Annotated in this window: 25 protein-coding genes and 1 tRNA gene; 24 read left to right on the forward strand and 2 right to left on the reverse strand. The window is 40.7% G+C overall.

From position 1 onward, the window contains the following. The first annotated feature begins 19 nt into the window (after window positions 1-19). The 5 genes from DX873_RS15780 to DX873_RS15800 all read left to right on the forward strand — a co-directional run bounded on the left by DX873_RS15780 (window position 20) and on the right by DX873_RS15800 (window position 7,064). On the forward strand, window positions 20-2,419 hold the full coding sequence (locus DX873_RS15780) for an ABC transporter permease (protein ID WP_116185449.1): 2,400 nt from the start codon (window positions 20-22) through the stop codon (window positions 2,417-2,419). A gap of 20 nt (window positions 2,420-2,439) precedes the next feature. Then, entirely contained in the window at window positions 2,440-4,845 is a 2,406-nt protein-coding gene (locus DX873_RS15785; protein WP_116185450.1) for an ABC transporter permease, read from the forward strand. A gap of 7 nt (window positions 4,846-4,852) precedes the next feature. Further along, a complete protein-coding gene (locus DX873_RS15790; RefSeq protein ID WP_116185451.1) occupies window positions 4,853-5,515 on the forward strand; it encodes an ABC transporter ATP-binding protein in 663 nt (220 codons plus the stop codon). A gap of 70 nt (window positions 5,516-5,585) precedes the next feature. Beyond that, a tRNA-Arg gene (locus tag DX873_RS15795) sits at window positions 5,586-5,659 on the forward strand. A gap of 142 nt (window positions 5,660-5,801) precedes the next feature. Then, window positions 5,802-7,064 (forward strand): site-specific integrase, encoded by a 1,263-nt coding sequence (locus DX873_RS15800; protein ID WP_116185452.1) that lies wholly within the window; start codon window positions 5,802-5,804, stop codon window positions 7,062-7,064. Window positions 7,065-7,066: 2 nt separating this feature from the next. Here the strand turns inward: DX873_RS15800 and DX873_RS15805 are convergent, their stop codons facing one another. Beyond that, complete coding sequence (locus DX873_RS15805; protein ID WP_116185453.1) at window positions 7,067-7,660, reverse strand: hypothetical protein; 594 nt, start codon at window positions 7,658-7,660, stop codon at window positions 7,067-7,069. 267 nt (window positions 7,661-7,927) lie between these two features. Between DX873_RS15805 and DX873_RS18960 the strand changes: the two genes are divergently transcribed. The 3 genes from DX873_RS18960 to DX873_RS15815 are packed head-to-tail and all read left to right on the forward strand — an operon-like array spanning window position 7,928 to window position 9,165. Continuing rightward, complete coding sequence (locus tag DX873_RS18960; RefSeq protein WP_181899531.1) at window positions 7,928-8,092, forward strand: hypothetical protein; 165 nt, start codon at window positions 7,928-7,930, stop codon at window positions 8,090-8,092. After that, window positions 8,052-8,885: a hypothetical protein gene (locus DX873_RS15810; RefSeq protein ID WP_147296676.1), complete on the forward strand. Its 834-nt coding sequence runs from the start codon at window positions 8,052-8,054 to the stop codon at window positions 8,883-8,885. Before DX873_RS18960 ends, DX873_RS15810 begins: the two co-directional genes overlap by 41 nt. Beyond that, window positions 8,857-9,165, forward strand: a complete 309-nt coding sequence (locus DX873_RS15815; RefSeq protein WP_116185455.1) for a hypothetical protein — start codon at window positions 8,857-8,859, stop codon at window positions 9,163-9,165. Before DX873_RS15810 ends, DX873_RS15815 begins: the two co-directional genes overlap by 29 nt. 2 nt (window positions 9,166-9,167) lie before the next feature. Here the strand turns inward: DX873_RS15815 and DX873_RS15820 are convergent, their stop codons facing one another. Then, complete coding sequence (locus DX873_RS15820) at window positions 9,168-9,650, reverse strand: helix-turn-helix domain-containing protein (protein WP_116185456.1); 483 nt, start codon at window positions 9,648-9,650, stop codon at window positions 9,168-9,170. A 160-nt stretch (window positions 9,651-9,810) separates the two neighbouring features. On the opposite strand from DX873_RS15820, the gene DX873_RS18965 reads away from it, so the two are divergent. The 16 genes from DX873_RS18965 to DX873_RS15895 form a co-directional block, all read left to right on the forward strand. Beyond that, on the forward strand, window positions 9,811-9,957 hold the full coding sequence (locus DX873_RS18965) for a hypothetical protein (RefSeq protein WP_181899532.1): 147 nt from the start codon (window positions 9,811-9,813) through the stop codon (window positions 9,955-9,957). After that, window positions 9,950-10,240 (forward strand): hypothetical protein, encoded by a 291-nt coding sequence (locus DX873_RS15825; RefSeq protein ID WP_116185457.1) that lies wholly within the window; start codon window positions 9,950-9,952, stop codon window positions 10,238-10,240. Before DX873_RS18965 ends, DX873_RS15825 begins: the two co-directional genes overlap by 8 nt. After that, window positions 10,227-10,460, forward strand: coding sequence for a hypothetical protein (locus DX873_RS15830; RefSeq protein WP_116185458.1), 234 nt, complete (start codon window positions 10,227-10,229; stop codon window positions 10,458-10,460). Before DX873_RS15825 ends, DX873_RS15830 begins: the two co-directional genes overlap by 14 nt. A gap of 60 nt (window positions 10,461-10,520) precedes the next feature. Then, window positions 10,521-10,778, forward strand: a complete 258-nt coding sequence (locus tag DX873_RS15835) for a hypothetical protein (protein ID WP_116185459.1) — start codon at window positions 10,521-10,523, stop codon at window positions 10,776-10,778. An 11-nt stretch (window positions 10,779-10,789) separates the two neighbouring features. Further along, window positions 10,790-11,890 (forward strand): leucine-rich repeat domain-containing protein, encoded by a 1,101-nt coding sequence (locus DX873_RS15840; protein WP_116185460.1) that lies wholly within the window; start codon window positions 10,790-10,792, stop codon window positions 11,888-11,890. A 10-nt stretch (window positions 11,891-11,900) separates the two neighbouring features. Further along, window positions 11,901-12,092: a hypothetical protein gene (locus DX873_RS15845; protein ID WP_116185461.1), complete on the forward strand. Its 192-nt coding sequence runs from the start codon at window positions 11,901-11,903 to the stop codon at window positions 12,090-12,092. 400 nt (window positions 12,093-12,492) lie between these two features. Beyond that, window positions 12,493-12,831: a hypothetical protein gene (locus tag DX873_RS15855; RefSeq protein ID WP_116185463.1), complete on the forward strand. Its 339-nt coding sequence runs from the start codon at window positions 12,493-12,495 to the stop codon at window positions 12,829-12,831. 10 nt (window positions 12,832-12,841) lie between these two features. Then, window positions 12,842-13,120, forward strand: a complete 279-nt coding sequence (locus DX873_RS15860) for a DUF3127 domain-containing protein (protein ID WP_116185464.1) — start codon at window positions 12,842-12,844, stop codon at window positions 13,118-13,120. An 18-nt stretch (window positions 13,121-13,138) separates the two neighbouring features. Beyond that, a complete protein-coding gene (locus tag DX873_RS15865) occupies window positions 13,139-13,489 on the forward strand; it encodes a hypothetical protein (protein WP_116185465.1) in 351 nt (116 codons plus the stop codon). Then, on the forward strand, window positions 13,486-14,580 hold the full coding sequence (dnaN, locus tag DX873_RS15870; protein WP_116185466.1) for a DNA polymerase III subunit beta: 1,095 nt from the start codon (window positions 13,486-13,488) through the stop codon (window positions 14,578-14,580). The genes DX873_RS15865 and dnaN overlap by 4 nt, the downstream gene beginning before the upstream one ends. 3 nt (window positions 14,581-14,583) lie before the next feature. Continuing rightward, window positions 14,584-17,091, forward strand: coding sequence for a DNA methyltransferase (locus DX873_RS15875; protein WP_116185467.1), 2,508 nt, complete (start codon window positions 14,584-14,586; stop codon window positions 17,089-17,091). A 236-nt stretch (window positions 17,092-17,327) separates the two neighbouring features. After that, window positions 17,328-17,552 carry a hypothetical protein gene (locus tag DX873_RS18765; RefSeq protein WP_147296677.1) on the forward strand — a complete coding sequence of 75 codons (225 nt, stop codon included), beginning with the start codon at window positions 17,328-17,330 and terminating at the stop codon, window positions 17,550-17,552. Continuing rightward, window positions 17,545-17,862 carry a hypothetical protein gene (locus DX873_RS15880; protein WP_116185468.1) on the forward strand — a complete coding sequence of 106 codons (318 nt, stop codon included), beginning with the start codon at window positions 17,545-17,547 and terminating at the stop codon, window positions 17,860-17,862. Before DX873_RS18765 ends, DX873_RS15880 begins: the two co-directional genes overlap by 8 nt. 344 nt (window positions 17,863-18,206) lie before the next feature. Beyond that, entirely contained in the window at window positions 18,207-18,647 is a 441-nt protein-coding gene (locus tag DX873_RS15885; protein WP_116185469.1) for a hypothetical protein, read from the forward strand. 7 nt (window positions 18,648-18,654) lie between these two features. After that, entirely contained in the window at window positions 18,655-18,924 is a 270-nt protein-coding gene (locus DX873_RS15890; RefSeq protein WP_116185470.1) for a helix-turn-helix domain-containing protein, read from the forward strand. A 141-nt stretch (window positions 18,925-19,065) separates the two neighbouring features. Continuing rightward, window positions 19,066-19,263: hypothetical protein (locus DX873_RS15895; RefSeq protein ID WP_147296678.1), on the forward strand; the 198-nt coding region annotated here is incomplete at its 3' end.

Genomic DNA, 19,263 nt, shown 5'->3' on the forward strand with positions numbered 1-19,263 from the left:
CATCAAAAAACGAAGAGTCATGTTAAAGAATTATTTAAAAATAGCCTGGAGGAATCTTGCCAAGAACAAGGCCTATACTGCAATTAATGTTGGAGGTCTGGCTTTGGGAATGGCGGTTACCTTGATCATTGGCCTTTGGGTAGAGGATGAACTCACCCATAACAAGTATTTTACCAACAAGGACAGGATTGCGCAAATATTCCAATCCCAGACGTTTAACGGAGAGACAGGAACGGGCCCTGCAATTCCTAGACCTTTGGAAAAAGCTTTTAGGGATGGCTATATGGACAATTTTGAAAATTTGGTCATGTCGTCCTGGAACAATAGTCAATACCTGAAATATGGAGAGACCAGTATTTCCAGAACAGGGAACTTTATACAAAGGGAAGCTCCGGACATGTTCGATTTAAAAATTTTAAAAGGCGAAAAGGATGGACTAAGGGAAGTCAATTCTATCATGTTGAACGAATCTACCGCTAATGCACTTTTCGGAGACGAAGACCCAATTGGAAAGACCATTGAGTTAAACAGCCAATACGACATGATGGTTACAGCCGTTTACGAAGATATTCCTGTAAATAATTCTTTTTCAGAGACTGAATTTATGTCTACTTGGGATGCCTATACCAACTCCCAAGAATGGGTCAAGAATGCCGAGAACAGTTGGGGGAACAATTCGTTTCAAATGTTTGTCCAGATTGCGGACAACACCTCTATGGACAGGGTGACATCCATAATCAGAAACGTAAAAAAGGAGTTGGACCCGGATACCGAGGAATTTAATCCTCAACTGTTTCTTTTTCCTATGAAGGATTGGCATCTCAGGTCCAATTTTGAGAATGGTAAACAGGTGGGCGGAAGAATCAAGTATGTCTGGTTGTTTGGGATTATTGGGGCATTTGTGTTGCTTTTGGCCTGTATCAACTTCATGAACCTGAGCACGGCACGTTCCGAGAAGCGGGCTAAGGAAGTTGGAATTCGAAAATCGATCGGCTCACAAAGAAACCAATTGATCAATCAATTTTTGGGTGAGTCATTTCTGGTGGTCCTCTTTGCTTTTCTGATTGCAATTTTACTAGTATTGGTGTTTTTGAGTGGTTTCAATGAATTGGCCCGAAAAGAAATCCTGTTTCCTTGGGGAGAAGTGAATTTCTGGTTGATTTCACTTGGATTTATACTGTTCACCGCTCTTCTGGCGGGCAGTTACCCAGCACTCTATTTGTCCTCTTTTAGACCTGTAGATGTGTTAAAAGGCACTTTCAAGGCGGGTAAGCACTCTAGTTTACCTCGGAAGATTTTGGTGGTTTTTCAGTTTACGGTATCCGTAGCCTTTATTATTGGTACAGTGATAGTGATGCAACAAATCAATCATGCCAAAAACCGACCTATTGGTTATGATAGGGAAGGGTTGGTTCAAATACCCACTTTTAGTCAAGATTTTACTGGAAAATATGAATTAATGCGCAATGAGTTTTTGGCTTCCGGAGCGGTAGTTGAAATGTCTGCATCCAGTAGTCCAACCACTCGGATATGGTCCAATAGGAGCGGATACACCTGGGAGGGTAAACCTGAAGGATTCCAAGAAGACCTTGCTTGGACCGCGGTAACCCATGAATATGCCAGTTCCCTAAACCTGAAAATTGTACAAGGAAGAGATTTTTCCCGTGAGTTTCCTTCGGACTCCAGTGCAGTTTTGTTGAATGAGACTGCCGTAAAATATTTAGGACTCGAAAATCCGGTTGGAATGTTTCTAAAAGATGATGCCGAAGAGGACCCAGATGAGCCATTGAAGATTATTGGAGTGGTTGAAGATATGATTGCCCAGTCCCCATATGAACCTGTAAAACAAGGGATGTACGTATTTGATAAATATGGGATGGGAGCTTATTACAACTTAAGATTGAACCCAAAGCAAAGTGCGAGTCAGAACATGGCCATTGTAGAAAGGATTTTTGTGGAACATTTTCCAAATATTCCGTTTCAATTCGATTTTGTTGATGAACAATACGGTGAGAAGTTTGCGGCCGAGGAACGTATAGGAAGGTTATCGGGAATATTTACCGCACTGGCTATATTGATCAGTTGTTTGGGGCTTTTTGGACTAACATCCTTTGTTGCGGAACAACGCACCAAGGAAATTGGGGTAAGGAAAGTGTTGGGGGCATCCGTCTTCAATGTGTGGAACATGCTTTCAAGGGATTTCTTGAAATTGGTGACTATCTCCTGTTTCATTGCAATGCCCATTTCATACTACGTAATGAACGGTTGGCTACAAGAATATCCGTACAGGGTCATTCTAAAGTGGTGGATATTTGCTCTCGCCATGATCGGGGCCATGCTGGTCACGGTGCTCACGGTGAGCTTTCAGGCAATTAGGGCTGCAAAGGCCAATCCCGTAAAAAGTTTAAGAACAGAATAACCACCTAATAGACCAAAAGGATGTACAAGAATTATATAAAAATAGCCTTGAGAAACCTATTGAAGAATAGAGTGTTCTCTGCTGCAAATATAATTGGACTCACTCTTGCCTTCGGAGTTTCAATTCTATTGGTGATGACCGCAATGTTTGAATTGTCATATGACCAATTTCACCAGAAAAAGGACTCCATTTATCAAATTTACCTTTCCAATCAAACTACAAAAGGCACTCGGATAAGCACAGTGAACCCAATCCCTTTGGCTCCTTCGTTGAGGGATGAGGTAGGGGGAATAAAACATATTACCCGATCCTTGAGCCAAGGAGATTTGATTACCTATGAAGGAAAGGATTTTGACTTGGATTCGGAATATGTAGACCCGGATTTTTTTGAAATTTTTAGTTACCCATCTATAGCCGGAAATATTGAAAATCCGTTGCCAGATAAAAACTCAGTGGCACTTACAGAGAGTACTGCGGAGAAATTATTTGGCTCAGCCGATCCAATAGGGAAGACAATTATGTTGAATAGGGGAGATGAGGAAAAACCCTTTGCGGTTTCGAGTGTGCTAAAAGATGTTCCCACCAATAGTAGTGTTGATTTTGAAATCTTGGTTCCTTTTGAAAACCACCCGGAATATGCGCCAAATATTGATACATGGGAGTCGTACAATCACTTGGTGTACTTGGAGCTGGAAGAAGGAGTAAATGTGGCACAGTTTGAGGAAAACACCAGGAATTTTACCAATCTACATTATAAAAATAGCATTGATGATGCTATTAGAGACGGAGCGCAAGCAGATGAAAATGGACAGTTCAAACAGTTTTATTTACTTCCCTATACCAATGTTGCTTTTGTTTCCTATGCGGATGGAGTTGCTAAAGTATCACGCTCATTTCCTTACATGATTCTTGGAATTGCACTCTTGATCATTTTCATAGCAAGTGCCAATTTCATCAATATGAATATAGCCTTAAGTGAAAGGCGCCTCAAGGAGGTTGGAATGCGGAAAACACTTGGTGCCTTTAAAAGGCAGCTATTTGTCCAGTTTTGGTCAGAAAGTCTTTTGGTATTCTTGATATCCCTGGTACTTGGATTGGTAATGGCCAATTTACTTTTGAATCCTTTTAAAACGCTTTTTGATACCCAGGCCACCTTTGCCAATATTGTTCAACCCAAGATTCTTCTTGGTTTTAGCATATCGCTGTTGATAATCACATTTATCGCCGGAGGTTATCCAGCGTTATTGGTGAGTAAATTGACCACCCTTAGGGCTCTCAAGGGCAAATGGGAATTGGGAAAGAACAGGTTGCGCAATGCGTTGATTATTGTACAATTTGTTATTGCCATTGTTTTGATAAGCGGGACTTTGGTGCTACATAGTCAAATACAATTTATGCGAAACAAAGATTTGGGCTATAACAAGGAACAGGTAATCTCAATTCCACTTAACGGAAAAAAGAATGGTTACCGAGTTGTGGATTTGCTGCGGGAAGAGCTAGCAGGCAATCCCAATATTTTGGGAGTAAGCGGTGCCGACATCAATCTTGGTAGAGGTAGGGATGGAAGTGTATCAACCAGTAAATGGGGATTTGATTATAAAGAAAGGTTTGTTGGGACCAATATTTTGACCGTGGATCATGGTTACCTGGAAACATTGGATATCGACCTTTTATCGGGAAGAGCTTTCAGTAAGGAACACAACGAAACTGCAAGCTTGATTATCAACGAGGCAATGGCCAAAGAATTGGGTGAAGATAATCCATTGTCCGTCCAAATTCACGATGATAACAGCACGTATTCTGTGGTCGGGGTAATCCAAGATTACCACTTTCAAAGACTCAATAAGGAGATAGAACCTCTTACATTACTAATGAATGAAGAGTGGGATTTGTATTATGCTTATGTTAAGATTGCTCCAAGCGCCATTGCCGAATCCTATGATACCGTAAAGGCGGCTTGGCAAAAAATTGAACCCCAGGCCGAATTTTTGGGTTCTTTCTTGGACGAAAATGTAGATAGAACGTTCAATCGCGAGAAAAAAATGGCAACCATGGTCACGAGTGCAAGCGTTCTAGGGATTATTTTGAGTTGTATAGGACTTTTTGCCATGGCAATGTTAGTGGTTTCGCAACGCACCAAGGAAATAGGCATAAGAAAAGTTATTGGGGCCAGTGTTTCCTCTGTCGCAGCTTTGTTGACCAAAGATTTTTTAAAACTGGTAGGACTAGCTTTTTTGATTGCAGCGCCAATAGCATGGTACATAATGGACGGATGGTTGCAATCCTATGCGTTTCGCGTCAAACTGGGCCCTCTTATTTTTGTTATGGCGGGACTTTTGGCAGCGGTTATCGCATTTATAGCGGTTGGGTCAAGGACTGTGAAGGCGGCATCTGCCAATCCCATTAAAAGTTTAAGAACAGAATAGTAAAGATATGTTGTTACAGCTCAAAAATATTTTCAAATGGGTCAACTCTGGAGGCCAGCGGATTTTTTTATTAAAGGACATCAATCTCAATGTGCATGAAGGGGAGTTCATTTCTGTTATGGGCCCTTCAGGTTCAGGAAAGTCCACATTATTAAACGTAATAGGTATGCTGGACGCCTTCGATGAAGGGGAATATCAGTTTTTGGATGAATCTGTACATGATTTAAGAGAAAAAAATCGAGCCAATTTGTACAAGGAGTATATAGGCTTTGTTTTTCAATCGTATCATCTTTTAGATGATTTAACGGTCAAAGAAAATCTTGAGATGCCCTTACTTTATAAAAAAGTAAAGGGACCTGAACGCAAAGCGATGGTGGCGGACATGCTCGATAGATTCAATATCGTGGGAAAAAAGGATCTTTTTCCGGCCCAGCTAAGCGGCGGACAACAACAATTGGTGGGAATTGCCCGAGCCCTTATCTCAAGTCCAAAGCTCATTTTGGCAGATGAACCAACAGGAAACCTCAATTCGAAACAAGGTGAGGAGATTATGGAGTTGTTCAAACAATTGAACCAAGAAGGCGTGACCATTATTCAAGTAACCCATTCAGAAAAGAATGCTGCCTACGGATCTAGAACCATAAACCTTTTGGACGGTAGGATGGTATAAATTTTAAAGGGAAACCAAAAAAATATTTTTTACAATCACTTACATTAGTATCTTTGCACCCGCAAAGTCGGGTCGCGTAGCTCAGCTGGATAGAGCATCTGCCTTCTAAGCAGACGGTCATAGGTTCGAATCCTATCGCGATCACATCCACCGAAACCCCTGTATTTACGGGGGTTTTTGCTTTTTCTGAGCTTAAGTTTATCATGATTATTTTGTTATATTTTTGGTCAATATAGTCCAATTTGGGTACATTTAGGCCAGTTTTTTTGCAAATTTTTTGCAAATTATGGGAACAAGGGCCGAAATCATATTGGATACCAGAAGGGAAACAAAGAAGGGTTTCCCTATAAAAATCCGTGTTTACAACAACGGAATCAAGTATTTGCCCCTAAATGAGTATTCCGCATCCATCCATTGGGGGAAAAATGGACTACTGAAATCCCACCCTGATTATAAAAGGCTCAAAAAGAAGTTGTTGGACAGGGAAATCAGGTTGATAGAAGAGGTAGAACACTGCAGGGAGCATAATTTCAACCTACAGCAGTCCTTTGATTATATAAAAACCGGCCTGAAAGAAAAGGAATCGAGAATTGAACAATTGAAAAGAGAGCTGAGGTTGTTGGAAGCGGAGAGCCAAGCAATGTTGTTTGAATTTTGGGATGAGTTCATTATCGAAAGGGAAAAACGTAAAAAATCCATCAAAGCATTCGTGGAAACAAAGAAACAGTTAATGGATTTCACTCTCCAGGAGGACATGCCCATAAACGATGTCACCTATGAATTTCTCAATGAGTTTGCTACCTATAAGCTGTCCGGTGGTTGTGGTCCCGGAGGATTGAGCTTTTATCTCAGAACCTTTAGAACGGTTTATTTGGCTGCCCAAAAAAGGGAATCCCTAAACATTAAATCTACAAATCCCTTTAAGGGACTTATTGATGAGACGGTATCAAAGGATCCGGTCCAAATGTCAAGGGAGGAAATGAATAAGTGGAAGCAATGGACCCCACACGCATCCACCACAAAAACAGCGAGAGAAAAAGTTATTAGAAGAAAGGATATGTGGTTATTCCAGTTCTATATTGGAGGACATGACTTTATAGATATTGCCAGATTGGAATGGAAGACCAACATCCGGGATGGTCGCATCAGGTTCAAACGCTATAAGAATAGACAACATCCTGCAGGCGGTCCATTAGTGGACAATATTTTGATTTCAGAAGCATTGGAAATAATTAAAAAATATGGGACTCCGGATAGGGACAGGGTGTTTTCATTCATTCCCGAACCCAAGGATGAAGTTTCCTATCAACACTACATAAACAATACGCGTAGGGCACTAAGGAAAATTTCCCTACAATTAGGGCTAAATGACATCATGTTGACCAAATCACCAAGATACATATTCAAAACATGGTCGGACAGACATCAATTACATGTGGCCAGTATTGAGCAGATACAAGGGCATGCAAGTCAGAGAGTGTCATCTAGGTATGGAGCAAGACTTCCTAATAAAGTTATTGATGAGGTGCTTATAAAAGTAATTCAATAAGGTCATTCAAACCACTCAACTATTTCAATGATGTTGCAGTCCAAGTCTGTTTTTACTTGGATTGTATTTTGTATAACCCCTCCAAAGGAATTTTTAGCACTAAATTCTGTAGTTACCAATAAAAATGAATCACGATCGGAAAATGATGTATCAATGTGCTTGTAATTATCTGAATCTTTCAATGTTTTTTTTATCACTTCGGTAATTGTCCTATGACTACCATCAAGTTTGAAACACTCGATCAGCAGATTGTGTCTTTCCCTTTCAAATTCTAGTATTATATCTGAAGCATTGATTTTACCGTGTTCAACATATTTTATTGTACGATCGCCTTTGATTGCTATTGTGGTGATTTGGGCTTTGGGAAAATAAGCGGCCCAGTATTTACTATTGGTCCCATTTAAAGTTTCCGGACTTCCCCATAAATCGTAATCATCTATTATGATATTTTTGCCTATTAAAGAGTCCAAGGATTGCACCCCCACCGTTTCCATTAACTTTTTCTCAGTTTCAGCCTGTGATATCCCCTGTATGGCCGCGATACCGAATATTGTCAAGGGAACGGCTACAGCAAAGAGAATTACCTTTTTTTTCATCGTAAGAAATTTTGTACTAAATGTACTTGTTTTCAAACCCAGAGAAATTTGACTCGATGAAGTGCAATTTTTATCGATTTACAGAATCCATTACGGAAAAACCCCAGAATTTTTAAGGTTTTTCTACAATATCATATGAGTTAATCCCCGTATATTGTGAGTCTTAATTTTTTGATAAAAACTTAATAAGTATTTCTCCCCCGGTCTTTTAAGTGTCTGTTTTCTAAATAGTTTAAAGGGTAATTAATCTTTAAAAATTTAGATGACATGAAAAAATTAGTTTTTGTTTTGGCAATGGTAGCAGGGGCATTATTTGTTTCTTGTGAAGCAGAAAGTACGGATGAGCAAACACTCAACATCGACAACATTGAAACGAACGCCACGGGAAAAGATGGCGGTTCTAGTACAGGGGATAAGGACGGCGACAACTAAAATCCGAAAAAATCCAATACCTTTTACAACAACGGTCCTTGTGGCCGTTGTTTGGTCGCTCCACTTGTTCCTTCCCTTTACGGAACCAGAGGTAAGGTCCTCCCGTGACCTTCTCAATTCCACCCGTAGCAAAATTTATTCCAATGAAAAACATATAGTCCAGTGCAGTCTTGAATATCTATCTGGAGAGACTACATTATTGGTATTCCAACAAACAGCCAACAGCCTCGAAAAGGAGATCGTAGAACTTAGGATATTGGAAGCCGAGCAAAAGGGTTCATATGAAATCACAAGGGAAGCTGCAAGGATATCCGGATTTCCCTCCCGTCACAAATTCATCTATAACTTCGGTATTGCCCTAATTCTTTGCGCTCTATTTTATGAACTTCTCATAAGCCTCAGAAAGTATGGTGGTACCAAAAGGTTCCAGAAAAACTTCAAGGCAATAACGTATGGTACCATAGTGGGATTCTTTTTATCCTGGATATTTTACCCAGAGAACGACCTAGAGCCTTGGATGTACAAAATTGTTCTGACCCTTCTGGGAATTGCTGTTTCGGTAACGGCATTTTTAGTCGCTCTTTCCCATGAGAACAGAATCAGAAAATTGGAGGACTCTTTCTTAGATTTTATTATAGAGCTACGGAAGGTCCATATTAAAAAATTGCTGCTTCATGCCCTAAAACCCAACCTATATAGGGAATCCAAAAAAGAAGCATTGGAAGAAATTGAAAAGGATACAGAATTAATTGAAGAACGACTACGTGAAAAAGCTAAGGAAATCATCGATTAATATTTGGGACAGGATAACCGGAAGAAGGAAGAACCAGCTCAAGAAAGCTGAGGTCCTTCAGAATGGACTGTATAAAGAAGTCGTCGAAGAACTGAAAAAGTCACTTCAAGATGACCAGCACGAATTCAATCACCTATTGGCTGAACTTGGGCAGGAAAGGGCCAGGGCAAAAGAGGTAAGAATAATATTCAATAAGGTCAAGAAGGGTGAATTAATTAACGATTTGGAATCCATGTTGGTCGGAACCGTGCGCTATAAAGAAAGGCGCAAAAAAAAATAGTGTTATGATCCTGGCAGGGATTTGCTCTTTGTCAGTAAGTGCTTGATGAGCTCAATATCGTGGTCCGTTAATTCCTGTAACTGGTCCTTTTCTGTTTTCACGAACTCCTTTTTCCCCTTAAGTTTTATTTTTTCAATATAGATGCCAAAGATTTCATCTTTCTCCAGGGCATCATGGTTTTTTATCAACCACCTGGCCATCATGGCCAACCCGTTCTCATCATTTAATAGGCCATCATCCAGAGTGATTTGATGTCCGGCACCAATTTGGGGCTTTATGGATTTTGGGTCATAGGGCTTATGTCTTTCCATGGATAATCCAGCAAAAACTCTTTTGTAAGCACTCTGTTTTGAATTAGGAATTTTACTTCCGTTTTCATGCTTGTTAACCGTTTCTCTTGTTTGGCCAGTGAGCTCCGCTAGATGTCCTTGAGACCATCCATTTTCTAAACGCCGCCTCCTTATTTCTTCTCCTGTTAAATCCAATTGTTAATAACATGTGAATAATATAACATGAAATAATTCACTCTAAGTGAAATATATCACATAATATTGTATTAAACATTTAGTTAACCGCAATATAGGGCAAAAGTGTTAATGATGTGAATTATTGCTCATTTTTCCCTTTAAAACGTAAAAGAACACTATGAAATCACCTACAGGATTAACAATCGTACACGTTCCCAAACCAACCGGTGAGGTTGAGGTAAGGGTATTCACCCAGAGTGAACGACAGGCGAGATTTGAATGCTATGTGGATTTGACCGTAGCCCAAATTCTTGGTCATGTGTAGTTTCAAAGAACACAATTATGGTAGACCACTACCTGAATCTATGGTGGCTTTTCTGACCGAATACATCCATAAAAAGGATGTACAGGAAATCGCGGAATTGCACTTGGTCTCATTCAGTACGGTAAACCTGGTAAGGTATGGCCACACAAATTTGGCCAAATCAAATGCGAAGGCCATAAAAGCATTGATGAAACGAGCCGTAGAAAACTGTGGCAGACTTCACACCCAATCCGGAGAGGACATCAAAACCTTTGATAAAATCATGGCTGATGAAATGGCTTGAAAAATTTTTCCCGGTACAGAGCAGAGAAAGTGAGATCGAGGACACGGTACACAATTGTGTGAACGCAATCATCAACAGCAGCAATGAATATGGCCCGGAAGAACAATTGAGGATAGCGATTGAGGTAAAGAACAAGATAAGGAGTGTTCTTGAAAACGAACACTTGGAAATACTTAACGATCTGCACAGATATGAAAAGGTGCTCCAGATCGAAGATTAGTTTTTTGGTTGATGAATGGGGGTGGTACTTCCTATGGTCCTGCCCCCTAATTAAAAAGAGATGAAAACAGTTTTGGTAGATAAGGATGTATTCAGAAAGATGAGGGCAGAAATGCGCCAAGATATCAGGAGAGGGGTTTGTACCAAGGCTGAGACACTTTTGTTGTTAGGACTCTCCGAAAGCGATTTTAAAAGGGAAAAAGCAAGTCCGGAAAGTAAGTTGATAAAATCCAAAAAGCAGGGCAGATGGATATGGAGCAGTATCAAAGCAGAATTTAAAAGAATCCATGGGGTGTCCTATGAGGAAGCTATAAAATAACTATATAGAAAATGAAAAAGTTTTATTACACAACAGTAAATGGAGAATCCATTAGAATTGATGGACTCCGTGATTATGAAGAAAAAATTAAAATCCCTTCGGAAATCGATGGGATGGTGGTGACCCACATCGGTTCTGGGGCGTTTCGAGGAAACCAACTCACGAGCATAGAAATCCCCAACAGTGTGACCCACATCGGTTCTGGGGCGTTTGACGGAAACCAACTCACGAGCATAGAAATCCCCAACAGTGTGACCCACATCGGTGATTGGGCGTTTGACGGAAACCAACTCACGAGCATAGAAATCCCCAACAGTGTGACCCACATCGGTGATTGGGCGTTTGACGGAAACCAACTCACGAGCATAGAAATCCCCAACAGTGTGACCCACATCGGTGATTGGGCGTTTGACGGAAACCAACTCACGAGCATAGAAATCCCCAACAGTGTGACCCACATCGGTGATTGGGCGTTTGAAGGAAACCAACTCACGAGCATAGAAATCCCCAACAGTGTGACCCACATCGGTTCTGGGGCGTTTGACGGAAACCAACTCACGAGCATAGAAATCCCCAACAGTGTGACCCACATCGGTTCTGGGGCGTTTCGAGGAAACCAACTCACGAGCATAGAAATCCCCAACAGTGTGACCCACATCGGTGATTGGGCGTTTGACGGAAACGTAAGGATTATCCAGGGCAACAAATCCATTCGCATGATAGATGGAATAGCCACTGTGATGCGAAAAAAGCGTAAGGTTTCCGATATGACAATCTACGAAGGCAAGTTCTTCAATCGTGACAAAAAATGTTTTGTGGCAAGCAAGGGAGAATATTGGGCACATGGACATACAATAAGAGAAGCTATTGATGATGTAGTCTTCAAATTCATGCAAGAAGATTCAAACATAGAAGAAGTTGTATCAAACATCAAGAAATCCCAGATAATGACCGTAAATCAGTTCCGGTTGCTAACAGGGGCGTGTAGGGCTGGGTGCCAAAACTTCTTGGAACAAAGGAAGATGAAGAAAACCTCATTTCCCCTAAACGAGGCATTGGACATATTGAATGGCCAGTATGGATGGAGTAGAATACAAGAGTTTTTTGTTTGATAAGTAGTTGATGAAGAGCAAAAAGTACATAGAAAACAAACCAGTAAGGTACACCCGTGAGGGAAACAGGGTGAACATCAAAAACAACAAGCTTTTCACCAATCTATTGGAGGCGATCGCATACGCCCGCCAAAAGAGAAGCTACCATTATCAAATTTTCAATTCAAAGCACCAACATGCAGGATATGCGGTACCAAAATAGCTTCACAACATATCAGGCAAATAAGGGACCATTTATGGTGGCTGGAGGGAAGAAGAACTACCCGACCTGAAATCATGGAAAGTGTGAAGTCTTATTGGAGGGACAGGCTGGAATATTATCAAAACGAGCTCAACAAGGAAACACCAAAATAAACAAGGAAATGGAAGAATTTTTCACTGCCATTGAGAACCATCACAAAACCGCCATCTGGACTTTTTTGGGACTGTGGCTATTGGTATACACGTTGAGCGAGAATCTGGGAAAAAGGAAATGAACCATGGAAGGGATATACATAGCTTTTGACAATAGCCCCTTGTTATCCCTGGTATTCCTTCTGACCATATGGGCAATAGGAAACATGATCTTGCCCGATCACAAAACATAAAACTCTTTGAACACAATGGAAAATACAGTATCACAACAGGTCACATTGGATGAGGTCTTTTCTGGGCTTGATGAGAGTGCCACCTCAAAATTCTACTCTTTCCACAGTAAGTATCCGAATGTCTACAAGATGTTCAAAAAACTCACTTTCAAGGCCATCAAAAGAGGTTTCAAAAATTATGGTGCCAAAGGTGTGATGGAGCTTGTTAGATGGCATACAGCCGGACCTACCAAAGAGGATGGTTTCAAGATAAACAACAACTACACCAGCTATTATGTCAGGTTGTTCGAAAAGGAGCATCCTGAGCACATCGGCTTTTTCCGTAAACGAAAGATCAAACAAGAACTGACATAAACTATTGAAAATGGATATAGATATCATTGGTGTCGTCCACCACAAGGGCGAAATAGAAACTTTTGGCCAAAACGGGTTCCAAAAGGCAACCGTTACGATGATGACAGTTGAACAGAACCCCCAGTACTACCCTGTGGAACTATGGCAGCACAACACGGATTTGTTGGATGACCTTGAAGAAGGAAAAAACTATAAGATCCGCTGTGGTCTGAGGGGAAGAATCGGTGAAACACAGAATGGATCTCGAGCATTCCTTTCCCTCGTGGGATGGAAGGTCACCCCACTATAAACTTAAAAACACTTGAAAATGGAAAATACCCATGAATTAAAAAATTGTCTGGACAGGTCAATAGCGCTGGTAGGTGCAACATTGGACCGTCGAGGATCCGAAAATCTAGAGGTTGCCCTCAAAAACCTTAACAAGGCAAAGAGATTGGTTGTGCCCACTATAGAGGAAACGAGGGAAATCGTAGAAAGGAACGAGCAATTGGAAAGGCTTGTTGAAAAACTGAACACAAACAAATATACCAGCCACCTTCCTGCACACCTGCAGACACTTAGATGGGAGATGGCACTGGAAACCTTCTTCAAGAACATAGAAACATTGGGCGTGGAAGAGTTGGAGAAAATTGGAAACCTTGAAACCACATCCCCATGAAGATTTCAATTGAAACAAAGACCTTCTTGCAGGCCATGGGAAGAATCGCGCCCTGTGTACCCAACAACCCAAACGTACCAATACTCAGTAACGCGCTCTTTGAGGTAAGGGACGGTCTATTGAACATGACCGCTACCGATTTTGAAAAGACCGCATCGACATTTGTCAAGGTACAGGGGGATGGGGAAGTCCGATTCTGTGTTGACCAAAGGAAGTTCCAGAACATTGTAAAGAATGCAATATCCCCAAGATTCGAAGTTGAAGTGATGGACAAGGTCATAATGATCAACCTTGAAAAATCCACCTATGAACTTCCCTTGGGTGAGATAGAGGCTTATCCCAATGTTGAATTCAAGAAACTGGATGAAGCTTTGGAGGTGGATGGCCCAGCATTCTTTGAGGCATTGATGGAGGCCAAAAGGTTCACCAACAATGATGACCTACGACAATTCTTCAATGTCCACATCACCAATTATGAAAACAGCCTTCAGGTACAGGCTTCGGATAATTACACCTGCTATCTGAACAATTTAACAGGTTGTGGAAAAGCGGAATTCAGTCTGTTGGTCCCAAATAGGAACATAGTCCTTTTCGAAGTCATAGATTTTGATGAGGCATCTTTAAAAATGGGATATTCAGGAAATACCCTTTTGGTGAATGATGACCTTACACAGGTCGCCATACTATTGACCGATGCCAAGTTCCCACCGGTAAACAAGGTCATCCCCGCTCAGGACACCCTCACTTCAAAATTTACCTGTGACAAGGATTTCCTTATTTCTGCCATAAACAGATTGAGTGTTGTCTATGGGGGTCTAAAGGAAAAGAAGGTACGTTTCGACTTCACAAATGATATGGCCATCATTTCTTCAGATGACAGTACATTGAACACCCACGGAAAGGAATATGTGCCCGGAACGCATGAGGGTGATGTTTTTCCAATCGGGTTCAATGCCAACTACCTTTTAAGGTCAATACAGTGCATTGATTCCGAAACCATAGAGATCAATATGAAATCAGAAAAGTTTGGAGCGGTGCTTAAGGATGAAAACCGTGAAGTTCTGGTAATGCCAACGCTTTTGAACAACTAACGCATGGACTACACCCAATTTTTGGAGAGCAAGATAATTGTAGCTGAAAACTACGGTTTTGATGTGGAACCTTGTCAATTGTCAAAGGAGCTTTTCCCACATCAGGGGGCCATTGTGCCATGGATGGCCTCCGGAGGCCGTAGAGCCTGTTTTGCCTCTTTTGGAATGGGGAAGACCTTCATGCAATTGGAACTGGCCAGACTGGTCATAGACCATACAGGGAAACCTTTTTTGATTGGGTTGCCCATAGCAGTTGCGGGAGAGTTCAAAAGGGACAACCAAAAATTGAAAACTGGCTTTGATATTGAATACATCACGGACAGCGATAAAATTGACGACTATCAACCAAAGATATACCTGACCAATTATGAACGTATCCGGAAAGGTGATATAGACCCGACCAAATTTGGAGGTGTTTCATTGGATGAAGCCTCTATTCTAAGGAACCTGAAAACGGAGACAACCAATTATGTCCTTGAACACTTTTCAAAAGTTCCCTATAGGTATGTTTTCACCGCCACCCCAACACCCAACAACTACATAGAGATATTGAACTACGCTGTATTCCTTGGTGTAGTTGACCGTGGCCATGCTCTGACCAGGTTCTTCCAAAGGGATAGCACGAAGGCAGGGCATCTAACCCTATACCCACACAAAAAAGAGGAATTCTGGAAATGGGTATCCACTTGGGCGGTATTTCTAAATAAACCCTCAGACCTTGGCTTTGATGATACAGGTTATATCCTACCAACCCATGAAATAGTACAACATGAGGTTGAGAGCCCTACATGTTCCGACCTTACCAATAGGGAAGGAAAGCGGATCATGTTCAGGGATGTCACCAAAAGCCTTTTGGACACATCGCGAGAAAAATCGGAAAGTATCGATATCAGGGTGAAAAAGGCCATGGAAATCATCGATGCAAACCCCAGTGCCACATATATCATTTGGCACCATAGGGAAGCTGAAAGAATGGCATTGGAAAAAGCTCTCAAGCAGAGAAAGGAGATAGGGTTCAGGTCGGTTTATGGAAGCCAGCCCAACCATTTAAAGGAAAAGCTACTACAAGAGTTTTCCATAGGAAAATATCAAATACTCTTGTCCAAACCAATAATAGCTGGGCAAGGGTGCAACTTCCAAGAACATTGCCATAATGCCATTTTTTTGGGGATAGACTACAAATTCAATGACACCATCCAAGCAGTCCATAGGATCTATCGATTTATGCAACTGTATCAGGTTACAACACATTTCATTTATACGGAAAATGAATACGAGGTATGGAAGGAACTCCAAAGAAAGTGGAAAAACCATATCGAGCTCCAGACGGAAATGGTGAACCTGGTCAGAGAGTATGGACTCAATACAAACAAAATCACCGCAGACATGAAAAGACAGATATTCAACAAAAGGCGGACAGCTGAGGTTGGAAATGCAAAAGTATTCAATGATGATACCGTAATGGTACATCAGGAAATGGAATCCAACAGTACGGGGATGATATTGACCTCAATCCCATTTGGAGACCATTACGAATATTCGGACAACTACAACGACTTTGGCCATAACTATGGCAATGACAAGTTTTTTGAGCAAATGGACCATTTGACCCCAAATCTCCTGAGGACACTCAAACCTGGTAGGGTAGCGGCCATCCATGTGAAGGATAGGATCCAATACAGCCACCAAAACAATGTGGGGTTTACCACCATCAAGGATTTTAGTGGTCAGACGGTCCAACACTTTGAAAAGCACGGATTCCATTTGGTGGGCAAGATAACGGTGACCACGGATGTTGTTAGGGAGAACAACCAGACCTATCGCCTTACGTGGGGAGAACAGCGGAAGGATGCCACCAAAATGGGTGTGGGGCTGCCAGAATACATCCTATTGTTCAGAAAAAGCCCGTCCGATTCCAAAAACGCATATGCGGATGACCCCGTAGTCAAGAAAATAGATGAGTATTTATTGAGCCTTTGGCAGTTGGATGCACACGCCTACTGGAAGTCTTCAGGAAACCGTTTTCTAAGCTCTGAAGAGCTTTCTCAACACGACATGAAGTATGTGTACAATCTCTGGAAATCATTCGATAAAACGAACATATACAATTTTCAGGAGCATCTACGTGTGTGCGATGACCTTGACTCCCATGGTAGGCTTTCAAAGTTATTCATGACCATACCCCCCACGTCGAATTCCGATATGGTTTGGACCGACATAAATAGGATGAACACCCTAAATGCAAACCAAGTGAACAGAAAAAGGGAAAAACACATCTGCCCATTACAGCTGGATATTATTGAGAGGTTGATATTCCGATTTTCCAATGAGGGAGATTTGATCGATGATCCATTTGGAGGATTGTTCTCCACTCCATTTATGGCATTAAAGATGGATAGAAAGGCTATATCTGTTGAGCTGAACCCAGATTATTATGATGATGGACTTTTCTATTTGAAAGGATTGGAGTTTGAATTGAACGCTCCAACAATACTAGATATGGTAAGCTAATGAAAAACTTGCACTACATAGTCGTTAAGGACACTGGGAAAACCAAGGTATGGGAAGTAGTATCTAACCATAATAATGTGGTTTTGGGAAAAATAGGTTGGTACCCCCAATGGAGAAGGTATGTTTTCTTTCCATTCTCAAACATGCTATTCGACTCAACATGTTTGAATGAAATACAAAAGTTTATAAACAGTCAAATGGTGTTACGGAGAACATAAAAAAAATAAGAGGTGACTATGATATTCTTTGACTATATAAAATTGGATTTGGACATCCGTAAAAAACAATACAAGAATTCAATGAGCGAAGCTGAGGTATGTAGGCAAATGAGCATTTCAAGGGCCACATTGTGGAGAATGTCCACGGGAAAACCTATTGATATGTCAACTTTCTGTAAGATGGCCACATGGACCGAAAGACCGGTAGGAAGATATTTTTCTAAATCCAAAGGACATGCCTAGCTATAAAATGACAAACGGTGAAAGGGTCGAAAAATCAGTGATTGATTATAGGGTCCGTAAAGCCAAGGAAAGGAAGATTGAAATGATGATGCTGGAGCATGGATATGTTTTCTGTGAAGAGGTTGGGTGTGGAAAGAATGCTAATTGTGGAGAACCGATAGACTGCAGTCATGATATAAGTGTAGATGAATGTCAAAAGATGGGTATAACCGAATGGGCGTGGGATGTGAAGAATATAACGATGAGGTGTAGAACCTGTCACAAAATACATGATAAAACAATTATTGGGCACCCATTGACCAAAAAATAAACAATCATATGGCACTGTGTGAGCATCACCACAATTCCGAAAGCGAATTAGTAAATAGAATAAGCCTTGCCAGTGCCATTTATAACAGAACAATTGATTGACCAACCCAAATAACAAAGAACAATATAAACCATAAAACAAAAGCGATGAAGAAAAGAACATACAGAAAAGGGTTGAGATGGGTATTCTTTTTTGGGCTTTCAATAGAATTTCTCAATGCTTGTAAAATCATAAACATAGATCCTCCATCCAACAATACAATAGCTGTATTAATTATGTCCCTTGGACTATATATAACGCATAAAAAGCCGAAGAATTAGGACTAATTGATTAACACCAACTATATGGAAACAAAGACAGAAAAATTGCAGTTGAAGGTTGAGCAAATTATAGGCTATATCCCTTTTGGATTACAAGTCCAAGGCAAAAGACATCTAGAGAAGTATGGGGAAGTACCCATTCTCAAAGTAAACGGAATAGCCAACCAGGTCAACGAGTATTGGCAATATGAGTTTTTGCATGATGACGGGGATTTGTCCTTCACGGGCATAAACGATGAGAATTATAAACCCCTCCTAATACCCCTATCTAAATTGATCAATGATATTGAAGCCATGCGGGTAGATTTTGGATTCAAAGAGAACAATAAGTTAAGGTATTTGGAAAATTCCAAAGATGCTCAATCAATACAAAATCTAGAGTATTCATCAATTCTTTTCCTACTGAAGAACCAATACGACTTCCAATTTTTAATAGATAAATCCTTGGCAATAGAAATCAAATAATAGGAGCATGGAAGCAAAGAAATATTTCATAAAGAAAAAAGTACTGGTTGAGCAGGAAGTTGAGATAGAAGGAAGTGTTGAGGATGTGGTAGCATATAATATTGTCAGACTTAGAAAAGCGAAAGGGTGGAACCAAGAATTTCTATCCGATAAAATGGAAATATCGAGAGCCAGTATAAGCAATATAGAAAAAGGCAGACACGCCCTAAGCCTTAGAAACCTTGAAAAGTTATGTGAGATTTTTGAGTGCGGTTCAACTGAAATCCTACCCTTTTAACAATCAAACAATTGAACTATATGAAAGAGAGACTAAAATACCCAAAATATGGAAACGAGGTTGATATTGATTTTCATGCTGGATATGTACTGTGCCTAAACTTTAACTGCGATTACTCAGAAGAAATTTAAAACCAAAGATATGAGCGAGGACGAAATAATAACATTCATCAAAAACGACACTGGTCAAGAGCTTAACGACTTCAAGGATTGGAAGCTAGGAAACTGCCTAGACCTAATTTCAAGGATATCGGAAGAATTTGCCAACCAACAGAACAAATCCACTAAGGAGGAATCATTAGAGCTAATTAAGTTCTGTAAAAGTTATCCAGGAATGCTA

Source organism: Flagellimonas nanhaiensis, assembly GCF_003382275.1.
GTDB lineage: Bacteria > Bacteroidota > Bacteroidia > Flavobacteriales > Flavobacteriaceae > Flagellimonas > Flagellimonas nanhaiensis.